The sequence below is a fragment of the Anabaena sp. UHCC 0187 genome, assembly GCF_009712035.1.
GTDB lineage: Bacteria > Cyanobacteriota > Cyanobacteriia > Cyanobacteriales > Nostocaceae > Dolichospermum.
The window spans coordinates 1-20,821 of sequence record NZ_VILB01000006.1 but is presented as its reverse complement, the minus strand read 5'-3'; the positions used below and the strand labels follow the sequence as shown (position 1 = coordinate 20,821).

Annotated in this window: 18 protein-coding genes; 9 read left to right on the top strand and 9 right to left on the bottom strand. The window is 39.7% G+C overall.

What is annotated here, in order from left to right; genetic code table 11:
* Window positions 1-169: 169 nt before the first annotated feature.
* Together psaB and psaA are read right to left on the bottom strand one after the other, a co-directional pair.
* Complete coding sequence (gene psaB / locus FJR11_RS05765; protein WP_168502762.1) at window positions 170-2,401, bottom strand: photosystem I core protein PsaB; 2,232 nt, start codon at window positions 2,399-2,401, stop codon at window positions 170-172.
* Between the two features lie 113 nt (window positions 2,402-2,514).
* The gene (psaA, locus tag FJR11_RS05760; protein ID WP_168502761.1) at window positions 2,515-4,773 is read right to left on the bottom strand and encodes a photosystem I core protein PsaA; all 2,259 of its coding nucleotides are present in this window, start codon (window positions 4,771-4,773) and stop codon (window positions 2,515-2,517) included.
* 531 nt (window positions 4,774-5,304) lie between these two features.
* Here psaA and FJR11_RS05755 point away from each other — a divergent pair.
* Complete coding sequence (locus tag FJR11_RS05755; RefSeq protein ID WP_168502760.1) at window positions 5,305-6,699, top strand: hypothetical protein; 1,395 nt, start codon at window positions 5,305-5,307, stop codon at window positions 6,697-6,699.
* Here the strand turns inward: FJR11_RS05755 and FJR11_RS05750 are convergent, their stop codons facing one another.
* On the bottom strand, window positions 6,700-7,614 hold the full coding sequence (locus FJR11_RS05750; protein WP_168502759.1) for a glutaminase: 915 nt from the start codon (window positions 7,612-7,614) through the stop codon (window positions 6,700-6,702).
* 32 nt (window positions 7,615-7,646) lie between these two features.
* On the opposite strand from FJR11_RS05750, the gene FJR11_RS05745 reads away from it, so the two are divergent.
* The 5 genes from FJR11_RS05745 to FJR11_RS05725 all read left to right on the top strand — a co-directional run bounded on the left by FJR11_RS05745 (window position 7,647) and on the right by FJR11_RS05725 (window position 12,655).
* On the top strand, window positions 7,647-9,161 hold the full coding sequence (locus tag FJR11_RS05745; protein ID WP_168502859.1) for a thioredoxin-like domain-containing protein: 1,515 nt from the start codon (window positions 7,647-7,649) through the stop codon (window positions 9,159-9,161).
* 153 nt (window positions 9,162-9,314) lie between these two features.
* A complete protein-coding gene (locus tag FJR11_RS05740) occupies window positions 9,315-9,731 on the top strand; it encodes a KGK domain-containing protein (RefSeq protein ID WP_168502758.1) in 417 nt (138 codons plus the stop codon).
* A 75-nt stretch (window positions 9,732-9,806) separates the two neighbouring features.
* On the top strand, window positions 9,807-9,995 hold the full coding sequence (locus tag FJR11_RS05735; RefSeq protein ID WP_168502757.1) for a DUF4089 domain-containing protein: 189 nt from the start codon (window positions 9,807-9,809) through the stop codon (window positions 9,993-9,995).
* Entirely contained in the window at window positions 9,992-11,383 is a 1,392-nt protein-coding gene (locus FJR11_RS05730; protein WP_168502756.1) for an AtzE family amidohydrolase, read from the top strand. The genes FJR11_RS05735 and FJR11_RS05730 overlap by 4 nt, the downstream gene beginning before the upstream one ends.
* Before the next feature lie 99 nt (window positions 11,384-11,482).
* Window positions 11,483-12,655: an FAD-binding oxidoreductase gene (locus tag FJR11_RS05725; RefSeq protein ID WP_168502755.1), complete on the top strand. Its 1,173-nt coding sequence runs from the start codon at window positions 11,483-11,485 to the stop codon at window positions 12,653-12,655.
* Here the strand turns inward: FJR11_RS05725 and FJR11_RS05720 are convergent.
* The 4 genes from FJR11_RS05720 to FJR11_RS05705 form a co-directional block, all read right to left on the bottom strand.
* Window positions 12,621-13,271: a hypothetical protein gene (locus FJR11_RS05720; protein ID WP_168502754.1), complete on the bottom strand. Its 651-nt coding sequence runs from the start codon at window positions 13,269-13,271 to the stop codon at window positions 12,621-12,623. The genes FJR11_RS05725 and FJR11_RS05720 overlap by 35 nt on opposite strands.
* A gap of 172 nt (window positions 13,272-13,443) precedes the next feature.
* Entirely contained in the window at window positions 13,444-15,135 is a 1,692-nt protein-coding gene (ilvD, locus tag FJR11_RS05715; protein WP_168502753.1) for a dihydroxy-acid dehydratase, read from the bottom strand.
* Window positions 15,136-15,309: 174 nt separating this feature from the next.
* Window positions 15,310-16,080, bottom strand: a complete 771-nt coding sequence (locus FJR11_RS05710; RefSeq protein WP_168502752.1) for a pentapeptide repeat-containing protein — start codon at window positions 16,078-16,080, stop codon at window positions 15,310-15,312.
* Window positions 16,081-16,178: 98 nt separating this feature from the next.
* A complete protein-coding gene (locus FJR11_RS05705) occupies window positions 16,179-16,499 on the bottom strand; it encodes a multidrug efflux SMR transporter (protein WP_168502751.1) in 321 nt (106 codons plus the stop codon).
* 209 nt (window positions 16,500-16,708) lie between these two features.
* On the opposite strand from FJR11_RS05705, the gene FJR11_RS05700 reads away from it, so the two are divergent.
* The 3 genes from FJR11_RS05700 (at window position 16,709) to FJR11_RS05690 (ending at window position 19,314) form a co-directional block, all read left to right on the top strand.
* Window positions 16,709-17,467 carry a DsbA family protein gene (locus FJR11_RS05700; protein WP_168502750.1) on the top strand — a complete coding sequence of 253 codons (759 nt, stop codon included), beginning with the start codon at window positions 16,709-16,711 and terminating at the stop codon, window positions 17,465-17,467.
* A gap of 308 nt (window positions 17,468-17,775) precedes the next feature.
* Complete coding sequence (locus FJR11_RS05695) at window positions 17,776-18,471, top strand: CAP domain-containing protein (protein ID WP_168502749.1); 696 nt, start codon at window positions 17,776-17,778, stop codon at window positions 18,469-18,471.
* 18 nt (window positions 18,472-18,489) lie between these two features.
* The gene (locus FJR11_RS05690) at window positions 18,490-19,314 is read left to right on the top strand and encodes an alpha/beta fold hydrolase (RefSeq protein WP_168502748.1); all 825 of its coding nucleotides are present in this window, start codon (window positions 18,490-18,492) and stop codon (window positions 19,312-19,314) included.
* Window positions 19,315-19,380: 66 nt separating this feature from the next.
* Here the strand turns inward: FJR11_RS05690 and FJR11_RS05685 are convergent, their stop codons facing one another.
* Together FJR11_RS05685 and rlmB are read right to left on the bottom strand one after the other, a co-directional pair.
* Window positions 19,381-19,683 (bottom strand): DUF1816 domain-containing protein, encoded by a 303-nt coding sequence (locus tag FJR11_RS05685; RefSeq protein WP_168502747.1) that lies wholly within the window; start codon window positions 19,681-19,683, stop codon window positions 19,381-19,383.
* Window positions 19,684-19,804: 121 nt separating this feature from the next.
* Entirely contained in the window at window positions 19,805-20,821 is a 1,017-nt protein-coding gene (gene rlmB / locus FJR11_RS05680) for a 23S rRNA (guanosine(2251)-2'-O)-methyltransferase RlmB (protein WP_174762936.1), read from the bottom strand.

Genomic DNA, 20,821 nt, shown 5'->3' with positions numbered 1-20,821 from the left:
GCCTGCCCTATCTTTATATTTCCCATTCTCCAAACAGAAAATTACATTATTTTCGATCTTTCCTTGTAATTTATATATCTCTTGTGGGGTGGGCATCCTGCCCGCCCATTAAAAAAATCCCCCACCTTACGGCAGGGGATTTTTAATTACCTAAAACTAGTAGTCAGTATCAACCAAACTTACCAGCAGTAGAAGCAATGAGGAAGGCTGCGTAGGTGACGATGTAGCCAACAGTGAAGTGAGCTAAACCAACCACACGAGCTTGAACAATGGAGAGAGCAACGGGCTTGTCCTTCCAGCGAACCAAGTTAGCTAAAGGAGTACGTTCGTGCGCCCAAACCAAGGTTTCAATTAACTCTTGCCAGTAACCTCTCCAAGAGATGAGGAACATGAAACCAGTAGCCCAAACAAGGTGTCCAAAGAGGAACATCCAAGCCCAAACAGACAGGTTATTCATGCCGTAGGGGTTGTAACCGTTAATCAACTGAGCAGAGTTAGCCCAGAGGTAGTCACGGAACCAGCCCATCAGGTAGGTAGAGTTTTCGTTGAACTGAGCAACGTTACCTTGCCAAATACCGAGGTGTTTCCAGTGCCAGTAGAATGTTACCCAACCGATGGTGTTTAACATCCAGAACATGGACAGGTAGAAAGAGTCCCATGCGGAGATATCGCAAGTACCGCCACGGCCTGGACCGTCGCAGGGGAACGCATAACCGAAGTCCTTTTTATCGGGCATCAGTTTAGAACCACGAGCATCCAAAGCACCCTTAACGAGTACCAAGGTGGTGGTGTGGATAGCCAAAGCGAAAGCGTGGTGAACCAAGAAATCGCCAGGTCCAATTGTCAAGAACAAGGAATTTGTTCCAGAGTTGATGGCATCTAACCAGCCAGACAACCAAACGTTACCAGCATTGGGGTAAGCGGTATAAGCAATACTGTCAGGGTTAGACAACAGTACATTCAAGCCATACAGAGCTTTACCTTGAGCAGCTTGGATGAATTGAGCAAATACTGGCTCAATCAAGATTTGTTTTTCAGGAGTACCGAACGCAACAACTACGTCGTTGTGAACATATAAACCCAGGGTGTGGAAACCCAAGAAGAGAGATACCCAGCTAAGATGGGAAATGATCGCTTCTTTGTGTTGTAACATCCGGTCAAGGACGTTACCTTTGTTTTGTTCAGGGTCGTAGTCACGTACCCAGAAGATTGCTGCGTGAGCAAAAGCACCAACCATCAAGAAACCAGCGATGTACTGGTGGTGAGTGTACAATGCTGCCTGTGTGGTGTAATCCTTAGCGATGAACGCATAAGGAGGCAGAGCGTACATATGCTGCGCTACCAAGGAACAGATAGTTCCCAAAGATGCCAAAGCTAATGACAACTGGAAGTGCAGGGAGTTGTTGATGGTGTCGTAAAGACCTTGGTGGGGCAGGTTGAACTGACCTTCGCTCTTGCTACCGGGAATTAAACCGGATTTGGAGTTCAGCATTTCTTTGATGCTGTGACCAATTCCGAAGTTAGTCCGGTACATATGACCAGCGATGATGAACAAAACTGCGATCGCCAAGTGGTGGTGAGCCATGTCAGTCAACCACAAGGATTCTGTTTGGGGGTGGAAACCGCCCAAGAAGGTCAGAATCGCAGTCCCAGCACCAGTGGAAGTACCAAATAATTGGCCAGCGGTGTCAGGGTTTTGAGCGTAAACGCCCCAGTTACCTGTGAAGAAAGGAGTTAAACCTTCTGGATGGGGAGCTACAGTCAAGAAGTTATCCCAGCCCACGTGAATACCACGGGATTCAGGAATAGCAACGTGAACCAAGTGACCAGCCCAAGCCAGAGAACTAACACCGAATAAAGCCGATAAGTGGTGGTTTAAACGGGGTTCAGCACTCTTGAACCAAGAAAGGCTAGGACGGAACTTGGGTTGTAAATGTAACCAGCCAGCAAACAGGAACAATGCTGCCAACAAGAGCAAACCAACAGAACCAGTGTATAGTTCGGTGTTTGTCCGCATCCCGATGGTGTACCACCAGTGATAAACACCGGAGTAAGCAATGTTTACAGGGTTGCTTGCACCAGCTTGGGTGAAAGCTTCAATTGCAGGTTGACCGAAGTGAGGGTCCCAAATTGCATGGGCAATGGGACGGACGTGCAGGGGATCTTTAATCCACTGTTCAAAGTTACCTTGCCAGGCCACGTGGAACAGGAGGCTGGATGCCCACAGGAAGATGATTGCCAAGTGACCGAAGTGCGTAGCGAAAATCTTTTGGTAAAGATTTTCTTCCGTCATGCCATCGTGGCTTTCAAAATCGTTGCCTGTAGCGATCGCATACCAAATCCGACGAGTAGTCGGGTCCTGTGCGAGATCCTGGCTAAATTTTGGAAATTTTGTTGCCATAGGTGTGATATGTCCTCTGACCTTTAGCCATTATTTGTCAGCAAAATTTTAGATTTTAGATTCTGGATTTTGGATTAAATCTGAAAATCCAAAATCCAAAATTCCACTGATTTTTATCCTACTGAAAGGATGTGTGCGTGGAAGAATGCCCAAGTGGTGGCAATTCCTCCTAATAGGTAGTGAGCCACACCTACAGCCCGACCTTGAGTGATGCTCAGTGCGCGAGGCTGAATTGTTGGGGCTACTTTCAGTTTATTGTGCGCCCAAACAATGGACTCAATTAATTCTTGCCAGTAGCCACGACCACTGAACAGGAACATTAAGCTGAACGCCCAAACGAAGTGAGCGCCTAAGAACATGAGTCCGTAAGCGGACAATTCAGTTCCGTAGGAGTTGATTACTTGTGTAGCTTGCGCCCACAAGAAGTCACGTAACCAACCGTTGATGGTGATAGCACTTTCTGCAAAGTTGCCACCAGTAATGTGATTTACTGTGCCATCTGCATCTACTGTTCCCCAGACATCAGACTGCATCTTCCAGCTAAAGTGGAAAATTACAATTGATAAGGAGTTATACATCCAGAAGAGTCCGAGGAAGATGTGATCCCAACCGGAAACTTGGCAAGTACCGCCACGACCTGGACCATCGCAAGGGAATCGGAAGCCTAAGTTAGCCTTGTCTGGAATCAGACGAGAACTACGGGCATACAATACACCTTTGAGCAAGATGAGAACAGTAACGTGAATGGTGAATGCGTGGATGTGGTGAACCATGAAGTCCGCTGTACCCAAAACAATGGGCATCATTGCGACCTTACCGCCTACAGCTACCAATCCGCCACCAAAAGCATGACTAACTACTTGAAGAGCGTTAGGTGCTGTGTTGCCGGGAGCTAATGTGTGCAGGTTTTGCACCCATTGAGCAAATACTGGTTGCAATTGAATTGCACTGTCGGAGAACATATCCTGGGGACGACCCAAGGCACGCATGGTGTCATTGTGAATGTACAAACCAAAGCTGTGGAAGCCTAAGAAAATACAAACCCAGTTGAGGTGAGAAATGATAGCGTCACGGTGACGAATCACGCGATCTAATACGTTGTTTTGGTTAACAACAGGATCGTAATCGCGCACCATGAAGATGGCTGCGTGAGCAGCGCCACCAACAATCAAGAAACCACCGATCCAAATATGGTGAGTGAAAATACACAATTGTGTTGCGTAATCAGTTGCCAAGTAAGGATAGGGAGGCATCGCGTACATATGGTGCGCGATAATGATTGTCAAGGAACCCAAGAAAGCTAGGTTAGTAGCTAATTGAGCGTGCCAAGAAGTGGTGAGGTTTTCGTAAAGACCTTTGTGACCTTCGCCAGTGAAAGGACCTTTATGAGCTTCTAGAATATCTTTGATGTTATGACCGATACCCCAGTTGGTACGGTACATATGACCAGCAACGATGAACAGTACAGCGATCGCTAGGTGGTGATGAGAAATATCAGTCATCCACAAGCCGCCTGTAACTGGGTTTAAACCACCCTTAAAGGTGAGGATATCAGCGTAAGCTCCCCAATTTAAGGTGAAGAAAGGTGTTAAACCACTAGCGAAACCAGGGTAAAGTTCTGCCATTTTTGCTGTATTGAACAGCAATTCATGGGGCAGAGGGATGTCCTTAGCTGCTACACCTGCATCTAACAGATTGTTGATTGGTGCAGAAACGTGGATTAAGTGACCAGCCCATCCTAAAGAACCACAGCCTAGCAACACTGATAAGTGATGATTCAGCATTGACTCCACATTCTGGAACCATTCCAGTTTAGGAGCGCGTTTGTGGTAGTGGAACCAGCCAGCAAATAAGAACAAGCCTGCTAATACCAAGCCGCCAATTGCAGTTACATATAGCTGGAAGGAGCTAGTGATACCCCAGCCACGCCATACTTGGAACAAGCCAGAGGTGATTTGAATGCCGCGGAAACCGCCGCCCATATCACCGTTTAAAATGTCTTGACCAACAATAGACCAAACAGTTTGGGCGCTGGGCTTAACTCCTAATGGATCAGCCAGCCAAGCTTCGTAGTTAGAGAACTTAGCGCCATGGAACAACATCCCGCTCAACCAGATTGCTACTACAGCCAAATGGCCGAAGTGAGCGGCGAATATCTTGCGGGAGATGTCTTCTAAATCGCTTGTATGTGTATCAAAATCATGGGCGAGGGCATGGAGGTTCCAAATCCAGGTTGTGGTTTTTGGGCCTCGGTTTAAGGATCTCTCGAAATGTCCTGGCTTTGCCCATTTTTCAAATGAGGTAGGAACCGGATCATTATCAACGATCACTCTTGCTTTTTTTTCCTCTCGCTCCGGAGGACTAATCGTCATTCGACCTCCTCTCTATAAGGAATTGGGAATCATGAATACCACCTAGAATAACACAGTCGCAGTTTTCAGATTTCTCTGGACTAACGATGCGGTTGTCGTGTGGAAAAGAAAAGTTGTTTCTGTTGAATTATAGAGTGAGAACTTGCACATTGTTATAGACCTGTTAACAATAATTAAAAATAGCCCGATTTATCGTCCAATCTACCTTACCAATTCCGATACATTGTCCAAATGTCAATAGACTCTTCATTTAATTTACAAAGAACAACAATTTGGAAAACTTATGATTGATACGGAAATTGGCTTAAACCCTTACTGTTTAGCTACTTTCAACCAAATTAGGCGGTCTATCAGCAAATTCTTCTTTGGGAATTAAGTCAAAAAAATCACTTATTTGGCATTCTAATCAGACAAAAGTAGGTAGATTTATAACTTTGGACATGGATTTATGCTCTTAATCCATAGTCCATAAGTCATAATTTGCGCCACAATGATGGCGTTAATTGTTAAAAACTATTACGGAATAAAAACATGAACACTGGGTGCAGAAAATTTTTTAAGTCACTTTTTTCAACCGGATTCCCAATTATTAAATGGGTTATCGCATTAGTGCTAGTTGTTAACTTAAGTAGTTGCGTTGAAGCAGTAAAAAGTCAGGAAGTATCCATTAATCCCTTCATGAAAGCGCCCCCAGCTTCAGAAATTTCTGGGACATTTTCAGAAACCGCACCACCAGATGTTATCCAAGCATTGCGTCCCAGCTTAGAGGGTTATCAACCCCAAGTCAGCATCCTCAGTCCCCAGATAGATGAAATTCTTCCAGACAATATAGTTAAAGTGAAGTTACAAGTTAAGGACTTACCGATATTTAAAGACCCTCAATGGCAACTTGGCCCCCATTTGCACCTAATTTTAGACAATCAACCTTATATAGCTGTTTACGATTTAAATCAGCCAGTGGTGTTGTCAGACTTATCCCCCGGTACGCATACTCTTCGCGTGTTTGCTTCTCGTCCGTGGCATGAAAGTTTCAAAAATGAAGGTGCTTATGCTCAAGCCACATTTCACGTTTTGACGAAAACCGAGGAAAACAACCCAGATTCTAAATTACCCTTACTTACTTATAGTCGTCCCAATGGTGGTTATGGAGCAGAACCAATTATGCTGGATTTCTACCTAACTAATGCACCATTGCACAGTCTCGCTGAAACTAATCCTGACGATACAATGAGTAATTGGCGGATTCGGAGTACAGTTAATGGTGAGAGCTTTATTCTTGATCGTTGGCAACCTATTTATCTCAAAGGGTTTAAACCCGGTAAAACTTGGGTAAAACTGGAATTCCTCGATAATCAAGGACAACCTGTGAAAAATGCCTTTAATACCAGTATCAGATTAATTAATTACCAACCCAATGGTCAAGATACTTTATCCAAAATTGTCAGAGGGGAATTGACAGCAGATGAAGTCCGTGGCATTGTAGACCCAACTTATACCGCTAAGATTCCAGTTACTGAACCTATCCCTGCACCAACTCCAGAAACCAAGGTAAAGAAACAACCAATTCCTGAAGTTAAAATTCCTGAAGTTATACCCACTCCAGTAACGAAAGTAGAAAAACAGCCAATTCCCGAAGTTACACCAACTCCAGAAACCAAGGTAGAGAAACAACCAATTCCCAAAGTTAAAATTCCTGAAGTTATAACCACTCCAGCAACGAAAGTAGAAAAACAGCCAATTCCCGAAGTTACACCAACTCCAGCAACGAAAGTAGAGAAACAACCAATTCCCGAAGTTAAAATTCCTGAAGTGACACCAACTCCTCTTGTGACTCCTCCAGCACCACAAGCAGAAATAACAGAAACAGAGGAGTTAAATTTACCTAGCGAGACAATGGAAAATCCCAAATCCCAACTCGAAGAGTAATTAACCAAAAATACTCAGTTGCAAATTTTGAGATAAAGTTTCCATTAGTGCCAAACCAGCTACAGGATTACCTACACTATCTAAAGCCGGACTGTAGCTGGCTATTGCTCCATGATTTGGTATGATGGCGACAAGTCCACCACCAATACCCGATTTTATTGGTAAACCAATTTTCACAGCATACTCAGCGGAAGCTTCATATAAACCGCAAGTTAACATCACCGCATTCACAATTTGACGGTGTTGATTTTTTATAACCTCGCTTTTGCAAGCTAATACTTTTCCCAGCTTCGCTAAATCTACTACTGTCCCAGATAAACAACATATCTGCTCATAAACGTCAAGAGATAATTCAATATTATTTAAATGTCCAGCTTTGTAGAGATAGTTAGTAATATCTATATTTATTGGGGAACGATTAGCACGAACTGAAGCAAGAATATTTGCATCTATATATAATTGAGTATCTGCTAATTTGTTTAACCATTTACAAAACAATTGTGTACATTCATTTGCATTCTTTCCTGGTAACTTATCAGCGAGAGTAATAGCACCACTATTAATCATGGAGTTGCGAGGATATCCATTATCTGCTATCAATTGCGTTAAAGAATTAAAAGGCGCATCCGAGGGTTTAACCCCAACCCATTGCAAAACCTGTTTTGCTCGATAATATTCGAGCAGGTATAGTAAAGAAAATGGCTTTATGACACTCATAAATGGAAATACACAATCTGTATCTCCCAAACTATAATTTTCTCCTGATTCACAACTTATATGAACTGCAAACAAGCTAGGATTAACTATAGCTAATTGAGGAATGCGTTCAATAACTTTCCCTTGTGCTGCTTGGCTTTTTGCTTGTTCTACCCAGATAGATAAATTATCTATATTGATGCTTTCTATTCCTATCAAAAGCTTTATCCTCAAATCAAAATAAAATGCCCATAATTCCCCGTGTTAGAGCGCCAGAAATCCCACAAAATCACCAATGGCTAAATACAAATAAACCCTTATCTTTAAAAAATCTCAAAGGTAGAATTATCATTTTAGACTTTTGGACATATTGCTGCATTAACTGTATTCACATTTTACCAGATTTGAAATATTTAGAACATAAATATCAGGATAGTTTGACAATTATAGGTATTCACTCTGGAAAATTTGATAATGAAAAGGAAATTGCCAATATTCGTCAAGCTATCTTGCGTCATGATATTGAACACCCGATTGTTGTTGATAGGGATTTTCGGATTTGGGAAAGTTATACAGTTAAAGCGTGGCCAACATTAATTATTATTGATCCACAAGGATATGTAATTGCTCAATTTTCTGGAGAAGGGAATCTTCAAGTTATTGAAAATATCGTTATTGAGTTAATTAGTAAAAATCAAGATAAAATCAATTTTCAACAACTTGAATTTACATTAGAAAAACAGCAAAAACCATTAATTACACCTTTAGCTTTTCCCAGTCAAGTTTTAGCAACAGCAGCGGGTTTATTTATTGCTGATTCTGGACATCATCGCATAATAATGAGTAATTTTGATTGGGAAATTATTCATGTTATTGGTACAGGAAAATCCGGTTTGAAAGATGGTAACTTTGCAGAAGTACAATTTTCTGCTCCCCAAGGAATGACTTATGATCTAGAAAATCAAATTCTTTATATTGCTGATACAGAAAATCATGTTTTACGACGTGTTGATTTGCAAAAACAATTAGTAGAAACAATTGCAGGAACGGGGAAACAAAGCCATATTATTTATCCTCACGGTGGTGCTGCATTAGCAACATCATTAAATTCACCTTGGGATTTAGTTAAAGTTGATAATTTCCTATTTATCACAATGGCAGGTTGTCATCAAATTTGGCAAATGAATTTAGCAACAGGTAATATCACAAGTTATGCGGGAACTGGTGCAGAAGGTTGTGTAGATGGTAATTTTCAAGAATGTGCATTTGCTCAACCTAGCGGAATTACTACAAATGGTAAAGAGTTATTTATTGCTGATAGCGAAGTTAGTTCAATTCGGGGTGTGGAAATAGCCGAAAATGGCAAGGTAAGAACAATTTGCGGTAGTGGTTCTTTGTTTGGTTTTGGTGATAAAGATGATATGGGTGATAATGTGCGTTTACAGCATTGTTTAGGTGTGGAATATGGTAATAATTTTCTTTGGGTTACAGATACATATAATCATAAAATTAAATTAGTAAATCTGAAGAATGGTGAATGTAAAACTATTTTATTAAATGGTGAAAATTATCTTTTATCTGAACCTTCGAGTTTGAGTTATTTGGGTGAATATCTATATATTTGTGATACCAATAATCATGTAATTCGGCGTGTTAATTTGGAAAGTTTGGAAATGATAACTTTACAATTTTCTGGTTTGTGTGCGTCTGGGGTGTGTTTTCCTGAGAATGGTTATAGGACTTATACACAAGCAATAAAAAAATGAACCACGAAGGCACGAAGTTCACGAAGGAAGGAAAGAGAGTTTGAGAGATATTCTGTGTAAGTCTTAGGTTGATTTATATAATTTTACAGGTTGACAAATACAATGAAATGGTATATTTATTATTGTTGATATTAATAATTTAGGAAGATAGATATGAGTGATAAATTTATTCCGTTACACTGTGATGATGATATCATACAGATTTCTAAGGATAGTCTTACAGTAGGTAGATTAAGAGAGTTGGTAATCAACGGAATTAGAGGAAAAAAATCTTCATACATGGGCAATAACATTGATATTTATACCAGAAATTGTATTGACCATTTGCGTGATTTTAAAATTTATGACCAAGATATTTATGTAGATGATTTGCAATTTCAAATGTTAAAAGATTGCCAGCTTTTAAGAATTGGTGGAAAAGGGTGGCAGACAGGAAAGATTAAAATAAAGATGTCAATTTCACCTATGAAAAAATATTCAGATTATGTTGATTTAGAATTTTGTCCTAATGAACCTGAAATACCAGAATCACCGTTAGATGATCTAAGACAAAGCTTGAATACTATATAATATAGTGAACTCTTCCTCATATTCCTCTGTGTCTCTGTGGTATGGCTAACGCCACGCTTCGCTATCGTTAAAAAAATGGAAAATCAAGATTTTAATGTTCAAGAATACGTTAATCAAATGTCGTTTTTATTGGACTTACCAATAAATGATGAATATAAACATGGCGTAATTGCTAACTTTGAAAGAATTAAAGACATAGCCGAAATCGTCAATAACTTCCCTTTACCAGAATCAATAGAAATTGCACCGATTTTTGAACCATGAAAGATGCTGTATCTATAGCCGAAAATGTGTTATCAGGTAAAGTTAGCGCAGTGGATATTACCCAAGCTGCATTAACTAAAATTGCTGCTAAGAATGATGAATTAAATTGCTTTACAACAATTACCGCAGAAACCGCTTTACAAAATGCAGAACGTATTGACAAAGAAATTGCAGAAGGTAAAAATCCCGGTGTTTTAACTGGTGTACCTTTTGCGGTAAAAAACCTTTTTGATATTTCTGGTTTAACAACATTAGCAGGTGCAAAAATCAACGCCGAAAATCCTCCCGCTACCCAAGACGCAACCGCAATTAAGAGATTAAAAAAAGCCGGTGCAGTGTTAGTTGGGGCGTTAAATATGGATGAATATGCTTATGGATTTGTCACAGACAATGCCCATTATGGTGCAACTCATAACCCCCATGATTTAAATCGGGTTGCGGGAGGTTCTTCCGGTGGTTCTGCTGCTGCGGTTGCTGGGGGGTTAGTTCCTTTTACTTTGGGTTCAGATACTAACGGTTCAATTCGGGTTCCTGCGGCTTTATGTGGTGTTTTTGGGTTTAAACCTACTTATGGCAGGTTATCCCGTGCAGGTGTAAAATTATTTTCTAGCAGTTTAGATCATATCGGTCATTTTGCTAATTCAGTCCGAGATATTGCTACAATTTTTGATGTTTTGCAAGGTGAAGATGAAAATGATCCCATTTGCACAAAACGTCCCATTGAACAGTGTTTACCACAATTAAATTATGATATCTCTAATCTGAGAATTGCGATCGCCGATGATTATTTTACCCAAAATGCCGCAACAGAGGCTTTACAAGCTGTTCAAAAAGTTGCTAATGCTTTAAATGTGACTGAATATGTAACTATTCCAGAAGCGAAAATTGCCCGTGCTGCGGCTTTTATAATTACGGCTTCTGAAGGGGCAAATTTACATTTACATCAATTAAAAACTCGTCCCCAAGATTTTGATTTTGCCACGCGAGATAGATTTTTGGCAGGTGCGTTAATTCCTAATCATTGGTATTTACAAGCGCAGCGGTTTAGAAGCTGGTATCGAAATCAAGTTAGAGAAGTATTTGAAAATGTAGATATAATTATTGCCCCAACAACGCCAATTACTGCACCATTAATTGGTCAACAAACTATGATATTAAATGGTGAAGAAATTCTCATTCGTCCTCATTTGGGTTTATTCACGCAACCTTTATCTTTTATTGGTTTACCTGTTTTATCTGTTCCCATAAATCAAGAAAATTCTTTACCTTTAGGAGTACAATTGATTGCAGCACCTTATAATGAGGCTTTAATTTTACGGGTTGCAGCATTGTTGGAAAAACAGGGTTTAATTTCATGTGGTTCAGTTAAGAATAAAACTCTTTTCTAGTACGAACCGCAGAGGCACAGAGGACACAGAGAAAAGAAAATATTATTAACTGAACTGTATTGGGGTATAATTTTTGTTTAAATCTTAAATATCAAAATTATGAAAACTTACGATTGGATTGTTATTGGTGCAGGAATTACTGGTGCTGCACTTGCTTACGAACTAACAAAAATCGGATTTTCTGTACTTTTGTTAGAACAATATCAAATATCCCAAAATGCTACTTTTTATAGTTATGGTGGCATTAGTTTTTGGTCAGGAAAAACAGCAATTACAAAACAATTATGTGAGGAAGGTATTACCCGTCACCGAATTTTATCACAAGAATTAAATGCAGATACTCAATTTCGGGAATTAGATTTATTAATGACTATTTCTGTGGATATGAATCCCGAAATCATGGTTCAATCTTATCAAGAAGTTTTGATTCCTCCTCGCTTAATTACTATTCAAGAAGCTTGTGAATTAGAACCTTTATTAAATCCAGAAGTCATTTCTGGTGCATTAACTGTTAAACATGGTCATGTTCACCCAGAAAAAATTACCCAAGCTTACATTCAAGCAATGGTAAATTTAGGAGGAGAAATCCAATTTGGTCAATTTTTAGAATTAGTAACTACTTTTACGAAAAAATGTACAGGAGTGAAAACAAATACCACTACTTTTAATAGTGATAATGTTGTGATTTGTGCAGGGGGAATTAGTCGAAAATTACTTAAATCAATGGGTATTTCTGCAAAGATATATTTTTCTTATGCAGAAATAATTGAAACACCACCTAGCGATATTAAATTACATACCTTAGTATCACCAGCAAATCTGCAAAGATATGTACTAGAAACAGAATCTACTCAAATTGATGAATTATGGGATAACCCCAATAATGAAATAGTACCACCAATTTTAGATGCTGGTGTGGTGCAATTTCTTGATGGTAGTTTGCGCTTAGGTCAAATTAGCCGGTCTTTAACCAATCCTGAAGGGGAAATTAACTCAGCAGCAAGTGAAAAGTGGTTACGAGAAAGTATCAAGCAAATATTACCAAGTTTAGGAAATATACCAGGAACATGGCATCATTGTTTAGTCGCATTTACTCATGATAAATTGCCTTTAATTGGTGCTATTTCTGAATTTTCAGGATTGCATATATTTTCTGGTTTTAATAGTCCTTTTATCTTTGTACCACCTTTAGCTGTCCGGTTTGCTAAGTTTATATCTGGTCACGAAGATGAGATAATTAAACAGATGTCTCCTCAACGTTGGCATTATTAATGCTATTCTGTGAATCTGATTTCATGAGTTTAGCAGCTTCTTGTAATAGTGCTTTTTGTTCATTATGAATAACTTCTAAACGATGAGAAATTTCTGCTAACCGTTGCTGTTTACTATCATTTAATTGATTACTTTGGATTTTACTAATTCCGAAAGTTCCAACTTTGCTAAATGTTATCCATAGAGATTTTAATAATTTTTGTAGTAATATAAAGGGAATTTTTAATATTGACCAACTGGCAGTTTCTATAATTTTAACAATTGCTTTAATGATACTCCAAATTACTGCAATTGTAAATAATAAAATTATCACACCCCTCACAGGATGATTTATTCCCCATGTGCATATTTCTAATATTTGGAAAAACCAGGGATATTGTGATAATAAATCATGAACAGATGTATTAATAGTTTTTTGGATTACTCCTGATGTTGTATTGGTAATTTTCTCAACGGTATGCCAATTATTTTCTAATGCAGCTTTAGTATTATCAGTTGTTTGTGTGGTTTTTTGTTGTACTGATTGGGTGAAAGAATTAACATTTTGACTAATATCATTTTTAACTATTTGCCAATGCTGAATAACTGTCTCTGATAAGTTTGAATTTAGCTGCATAAGCTTCAAAATATTTCAGAAAATATGAAAGATAACGAACCGCAGAGGCGCAGAGGACACAGAGGGAAGAAGGAAGAGATGTTCTTTTAAATTTTAAACTATTCTCAAATTAATATTAAGATAAAATTAATTTTATCCAATTACCCGACTTCTTTAAGAAGCCGGGTATCTACTAGTTAGCAAATAAGTCCAAATCTGTGACTGCACCTACACTGCTGGAAGCTACCAGTTTGGCATATTTTGCCAGTACGCCTTTGGTGTATCGGGGTGGAAGTAGTTGCCAATTTGCACGACGACTGGCTAATTCTGCTTCTGATACATTGAGTTGTAACAAACGATTATTGGCATCTATGGTAATGCTATCACCTTCTTGTACTAAGGCGATATTACCACCTACAGCCGCTTCTGGGGCAACGTGACCGACTACCATGCCGTAAGTACCACCGGAAAAACGTCCGTCGGTAATTAATCCTACGGAGTCTCCTAAACCAGCCCCAATAATAGCGGAGGTGGGGGCAAGCATTTCTCTCATGCCGGGGCCACCTTTGGGTCCTTCGTAACGGATAACGATGACATCCCCAGCTTGGATTTTTTTGGCGAGAATTGCCTCTAAACAGGATTCTTCTGATTCAAATACTCTAGCAGGGCCTGTAATTACAGGCTTTTTGACTCCGGTAATTTTGGCTACTGAGCCTTCCGTGGCCAGGTTGCCTTTGAGAATGGCTAGGTGTCCCTGGGCATACATGGGGTTATTCCAAGGACGAATTACGTCTTGGTCTGTCCGTGGTTCTGCGGGGATATCTGCTAAAACTTCGGCGACGGTTTGCCCAGAAATTGTCAAACAATCACCATGCAGCAAGCCATGAACCAACAACATTTTCATGACTTGAGGAATACCACCAGCTTTGTGTAAGTCTGTGGCTACATATCTACCACTGGGTTTTAAATCACAGATGACGGGAACACGACCGCGAATGGTTTCAAAGTCATCTATGGTTAATTCTACTCCAGCAGCGCGGGCGATCGCTAGAAAATGTAATACTGCATTGGTTGAACCACCCACAGCCATAATGATGGAAATGGCGTTTTCTATAGATTTCCGGGTGATGATTTGTCGGGGTAATATCTGCTTGCGAATGGCTTCAACGAGGACAACGGCTGATTTTTCGGTGCTGTCGGCTTTTTCCGCGTCTTCAGCAGCCATTGTGGAGGAGTAGGGTAAACTCATGCCCATGGCTTCAAATGCTGAGGACATGGTATTAGCCGTAAACATCCCTCCACATGAACCTGCACCGGGGCAAGCACCGCGTTCTACTGCTAACAGTTCATTATCGTCAATTTTGCCGGCACTGTATTGGCCAACGGCTTCAAAGGAACTAACGACGGTTAAATCTTTGCCGTCATAATGTCCGGGTTTAATTGTGCCACCGTAAACAAAGATAGCCGGAATATTCATCCGCGCCATGGCTAACATTGCCCCTGGCATATTTTTGTCACAACCACCAATTGCTAATACACCGTCCATACTTTGCCCAGTACAGACAGTTTCAATGGAATCAGCGATAACTTCCCGCGATACGAGGGAGTATTTCATCCCTTCTGTCCCCATAGAAATACCATCACTAATGGTAATTGTCCCGAAGACTTGGGGCATAGCACCAGCGGTTTTAATCGCGGTTTGCGCCCTTTGTGCTAGTTCGTTAATCCCCATGTTACAAGGGGTAATGGTGCTGTAGGCATTGGCTACACCAACAATGGCTTTGTTAAAATCTGCATCTTCAAAACCTACAGCCCTTAGCATGGCGCGATTTGGCGATCGCTGCACCCCTTGTGTGATAACTTTACTCTTAAGATTTTCCGACATCTATCTTTTTTCCTTCTGTACCATTATTGCTTGGTCGTCAGTATTCCTTATACCAAATTACGATGAAGCTGCATACAATAAGATTTCCAGAATAATTAACCGCAGATAAACGCAGATTAAGACGGATTAATTAATGGATGTCCTCATTTTGTGCAGTCTCACATAAAATTACTATTAGAAAGGGAAAAACTGTAATAAGACTGAACCTAAACTCCCTACAAAGTCCATGAAGCTGGGTTTACCCGCACTCACTGTTTCTGAGTAAGGCGTTTTTAATTCGGTAATAAAAGCTTGCGCTGTTTTTAGTCCTTCGGTATTTTTTTCTTTTTCAAATAGTTCTGCTGCCTTTTGGGCATCTTGTAAGGCGTTTTTTCTATCTAAACTTTGATAACTAGCGATACCACGGGCTAAATATGCCCCTGCATAATCTGGTTTGATAGCGATCGCTTGGCTAAAATAATCAATAGCTGGTTTAAGATTCCCCTTTTCTGCGGCTGCTACACCCCAGACATAAAAATCTTCTGATTTAGCAATTTGTGAAGGTATTCCTACCGCACCTTGAAAATTTGTCCCTGTAATGTTAGCACCTTGCAATTCAGTATTCATTAAATAGGTATTTCTTAAATCAGCACCAGTTAAGTTTGCACCACTGAGTTTAGCCTCACTTAAGTTCACACCAAATAAACTTGCACCGCTTAAATTTGCCCCTCGCAAATCCGCACCAGTCAAATTTGCCCGACTCAAGTTAGCACCCACAAGGTTAGCACCACTTAAATTTGCCCCAGATAAATCGGCCATTACCAACCCAGCATTACTAAGAACACATTTTGGACATTGCTTGTTTGCTAATAACTGTCTAATATCTTCATAATTTGCAGCTTGGACTGTAGTTGATAAGCTGACTGTAAGTAAAAATACGGAGGTAGCCAGAATTTTACTGTTCATAATTTATTCTTGTATTAACTCAAGTTTCTAATTTAGTGTGGAAATTGGTAATTGGTAATGGGTAAAGATTCTTCCCTGTTCCCTCTTGCCTCTTCCCTTCACTCAGCTAAGTTTAAACCGATAATACCGATAATTATAAAAGACATAGAAATAATTTTTACAATTGTCAAAGACTCATGAAACCAAATTACGCTAATAGTGGCAATTATCAGAGTACCCAAACCTGCCCAAATGGAATAAACTATACTCACAGGAATTGTTCTTAAGGACAGAGTTAAAAAAGTTAGGCAAAGTCCATAAAATACAAAGATGAAAATTGAGGGGATAATTTTGGTAAATTCTTCGGAAAGTTTCATGCAAGTTGTTCCCGAAACTTCAAAAATAATTGCTGCTACCAGATAAAGCCAACTGATTAACATAACTGTTATCGCATTCCCATTTGATTTGGATATTTACTGAGAAATGTGGCACAAAATTCAGAATTATCTCTTAATAAAACTTCTGAATATATAAACTTGAATTTTTCAATATCTATATTAATGAAAAGTATTATTCCAGAAATTTATGACAATTGCTGTTTTCTCCGCTACTTGATAAAATTAGATCGCTAGTGTCATCCTTTTTACAAATGTTCAAAATTTTTACTCATTTCCGCAAGTTAGCAATTTTCAGCTTGATCTGCCTAATATTAAGCTGGTCACTTCCTGTGCAAGCTGATACTAAAATCCCCCCCCAACTAGAACAACAAGTTTTAGAAATCATCCGCAAAAACCCAGAAATAATTATTGAATCTGTGGAAGCATACCAACAAAAACAGCAACAGCAACTACAACAATCACGGCAAGAATTTATCAATAATTTTCAAGCAAATCCTCAAGCCGTAATTGGTGATTCTCCCACTACTGGTGCAACTAAATCAAAAACTGTATTGATAGAATTCTCTGATTTTGAATGTCCCTATTGTGCCGAAGCACATAAAACTCTCAAGGATTTATTAACAAAATATCCTAATAAATTCACCTTAGTTTATAAACATTTTCCCCTTTACCAAATTCATGACCAAGCTTTACCCGCAGCTACAGCAGCTTGGGCAGCATATCAACAAGGTAAGTTTTGGGAATATCATGATGCCTTATTTACCAATCAAAAACAATTGGGTGAGACTTTATATTTAGACACTGCTAAAAAGCTCAATTTAGATATCACAAAATTTACTAGTGACCGCAAATTAGCTAATAATCCCATCCAAAAAGACCTATTGTTAGCACGAAAATTAGGACTAGGGGGAACACCTTCTTTTATTATGACCAGTGAAAGCTTTGCCGGACCCGTGAAGCTAACAGAAGTTGAAGAAATCTTGCAGGGTAAACAATTATCTAATAAGTAGGCAATTCTTTATACCAATTCTCTGGCAATTGCTAATAAATCTGCACCCTTAGCTAGAGGTTGCACGTATTGATTATCTGTTCTAATTGCCATAAGTGTAAGGAGTAGTCTTATGAGAGGTGAGGAGTATAACTTTTCACTTCTCAATTCCTCTTTTTTGAAATCATCAGTTTATTTACAAATAATCCTTTACATTTAATAGCAAAAAAGATTACAACAGATAATAGGTAGTTTTCAAGGGAATCACTAAGCAAAAAAAAGATCCTGCTTGATTAACTCCAATAATTCCCCAAGAAAACGAGGTCATGAATGCGTCACCTGGGATTTTTGATATTATTACCTATTACGCTGGTAACTGCTTTTTCTAGTCAATTACTGGGATTTCGACAATCTACTGCACACCTGATCCCAAATACAAATAATCAGACTTTATTAGCACAAGCAAGTTATCTCTCCCCATTAGAACAACAAGTAATTTCTGAAACTAACAAAGTCAGAACAAATCCTCGGTCATATTTGCCCATTTTAGAAAATTATAAACAGCGGTTTCAGGGCAATCGAGTCAAAATGTCGAGTAATACCTATTTAATTACCCAGGAAGGCGTAAAACCGGTTAATGAAGCGATAACTTTTTTAAAATCTGTTCGTCCTGTTGGTGCCTTACGTGCCTCCAAAGGAATGTCTTTAGGTGCGCGAGATCATGCTAAAGACCAAGGACCAAAGGGAACAACAGGTCATAATGGTAGTGATGGTAGCAAACCTAGCACTCGCATCAATCGTTATGGTAAATGGCAAACTACCGCCGGTGAAAATATCAGTTATGGCCCAAATACAGCCCAAGATATTGTCATGCAATTAATTATTGATGATGGTGTACCCTCCAGAGGACATCGGACAAATATCTTTAACCCATCTTTTCGGGTAACTGGTGTGGCTTACGGTTCTCACAAACAATACAGAACTATCTGCGTGATTACCTATGCTGGTGGTTATATCGAAAAATAGAACTTACAATCAGAATTTATGGCTGTACCACTTAACTTCTACACCCAAGGTCAAGGATTTCCCATTCTTGGCTTACATGGTCATCCTGGTTCTGGACAAAGCCTTTCTATCTTTACCAATCATTTATCAAAACGCTACCAAACCATTGCCCCAGATTTGCGCGGATATGGCAAAAGTCGGTTTCAGGGCAAATTTGAAATGCAAGACCATTTAGATGACCTAGAAGCCCTATTAGACCAGTTAAAAATAGAAAAATGTTTAGTATTGGGATGGTCGCTAGGGGGAATTTTAGCCATGGAACTAGCAATCCGTCTACCACAACGGGTAACAGGCTTAATTCTCATCGCTACCGCAGCCAGACCTTGGGGAAATCATCCCCGTATTTCTTGGCAAGACAATGTTTATACAGGGATTGCGGGGATATTAAACTATATAAAACCCAGTTGGCAATGGAATATTGATACTTTCGCCAAGCGATCGCTCTTTCGGTACTTAATCCAACAACACACACCCACCGCCTACAGTTACATAGCCAGGGATGCTGTACCAGCCTACTTACAAACTTCCTCAGCCGCTACTAATGCCCTTTACAGTGCCATTAGAGCAGGTTATAACCGCACTCCCGACCTCTGGCAAATCCAATGTCCTAGCTTAGTGCTTGCTGGTGAACAAGACCGCCACATTACCGCTGATGCCAGTTCAGAAACAGCCCAAAAACTCACAAATTCTCAATGGCAATGTTACCCGAATACAGCCCACCTCTTTCCTTGGGAAATACCCCAACAGTTATTAGGGGATATTGACAGTTGGTTAGTAAGCAACCCCCAGGTAATGAAGCTTTAAAATAAGCAAAATTAGTTCCCAGGATTAACCCAGGAACGTTAACAGCCTATAGAATTGGTAATTAGACTAAATCTGACCGCTAAAGACAGGCTTTACTTTACGGTCAATCCATTCCCCCAAATCTTCAGCAATTGTTAAAACACTAGGTTTACAGCGTTTGATATTCACTATAATTCCCTGCGCTCCTTCAATTTCCAAATCTTCTATATAGCCATTGCTGGCTTTACTGGCTTCCACAGAACTGAAAAATGGACCGAAGTAATATGTACAACTGGGATTTTGTGTAACAACTTCTACCCACCAAGCAAGTCCGAGTCCATTGAATGTATTAATCAACCCTTCTTGGAAGTTATGCCAAATCGTTTTCATGGTTTTCGCCGATTTATAAACGTGTGACTGGGTGTGTGAGAATAGGCTAGATTTATTGTCTTTTACATTTGTTTATAGTTACTAATTTCGTGGATATTTGTCCACGAAATTAGCTTTTGTACTATTGTTTGTTCAAAGCAGTTGTCTGTAGTTTATCAAGATACAGTGTATTCTGCGATTTTTGACGATAAATTTCGTAAAGTGCCATACCAGTTGCGACTGAAGCATTGAGGCTAGGAGTCTTGCCCTGCAAGGGAATGGACACCAAAACATCACAAGAACGTTGTGTCAACATCCCCAGACCTTCACCTTCACCACCCACAACTAAAACCACAGGCCCACTAAACTTAACGGTTTGTAATGCTTCGCTACCGTTGGCCGCAGTTCCGTAAATCCAGAAGCCTTCTTCTTTTAATTGTTCTAAGGCGCGACCAAGATTCACCACTCTAGATACAGGGAAAGTTTCTAATGCCCCTGCTGCCACTTTCATCACCGTAGAAGTAATTCCCGCTGCCCTTCTTTGGGGAATCACCAAACCATGAGCGCCAATTGCTTCTGCTGTGCGAATAATTGCCCCTAAATTGTGGGGATCAGTAATACCATCGGCAACGACAATTACAGGATCAGTAACAGCTTTAGCATTGGTAATCAGGTCTTCTAATTCAATGTAGGAATAAGGAGCAATTTGAGCAGCTATTCCTTGGTGATTTGCCCGACCAGTAATTTGGTCTAACCGCATTGGTTCAACTTCATCAATAACTGCGCCATTATCTTTGGCTTGCAAAATCAAATGATGAAATCTGGGATCATAACGGAGACGGGTAGTAATCCAAAGACGATTAATACTCCGTTCATTTTCCAAGGCTGTCAAAACTGGATGACGACCGTAAATAAGATCACTCTCTTCTGTTGGTGTGATTTCTGAAAGTTGCTGGGAAGATTGATAACCGGGACGGTATCTAGCAGTGAAGGATTTACCTTCATTTGCTAATGTGATTTCTGAGGATTGCTCAGACGAGTACCGAGATGTGCGGGGTTTAGGACTATAGGATTTACTTTCTCTGTCTACTCTAATTTCTGAGGATTGCTCCGAAGAGTAGCGAGGTTTCACGGAAAAGGATTTACCTTCCTTGCTCAA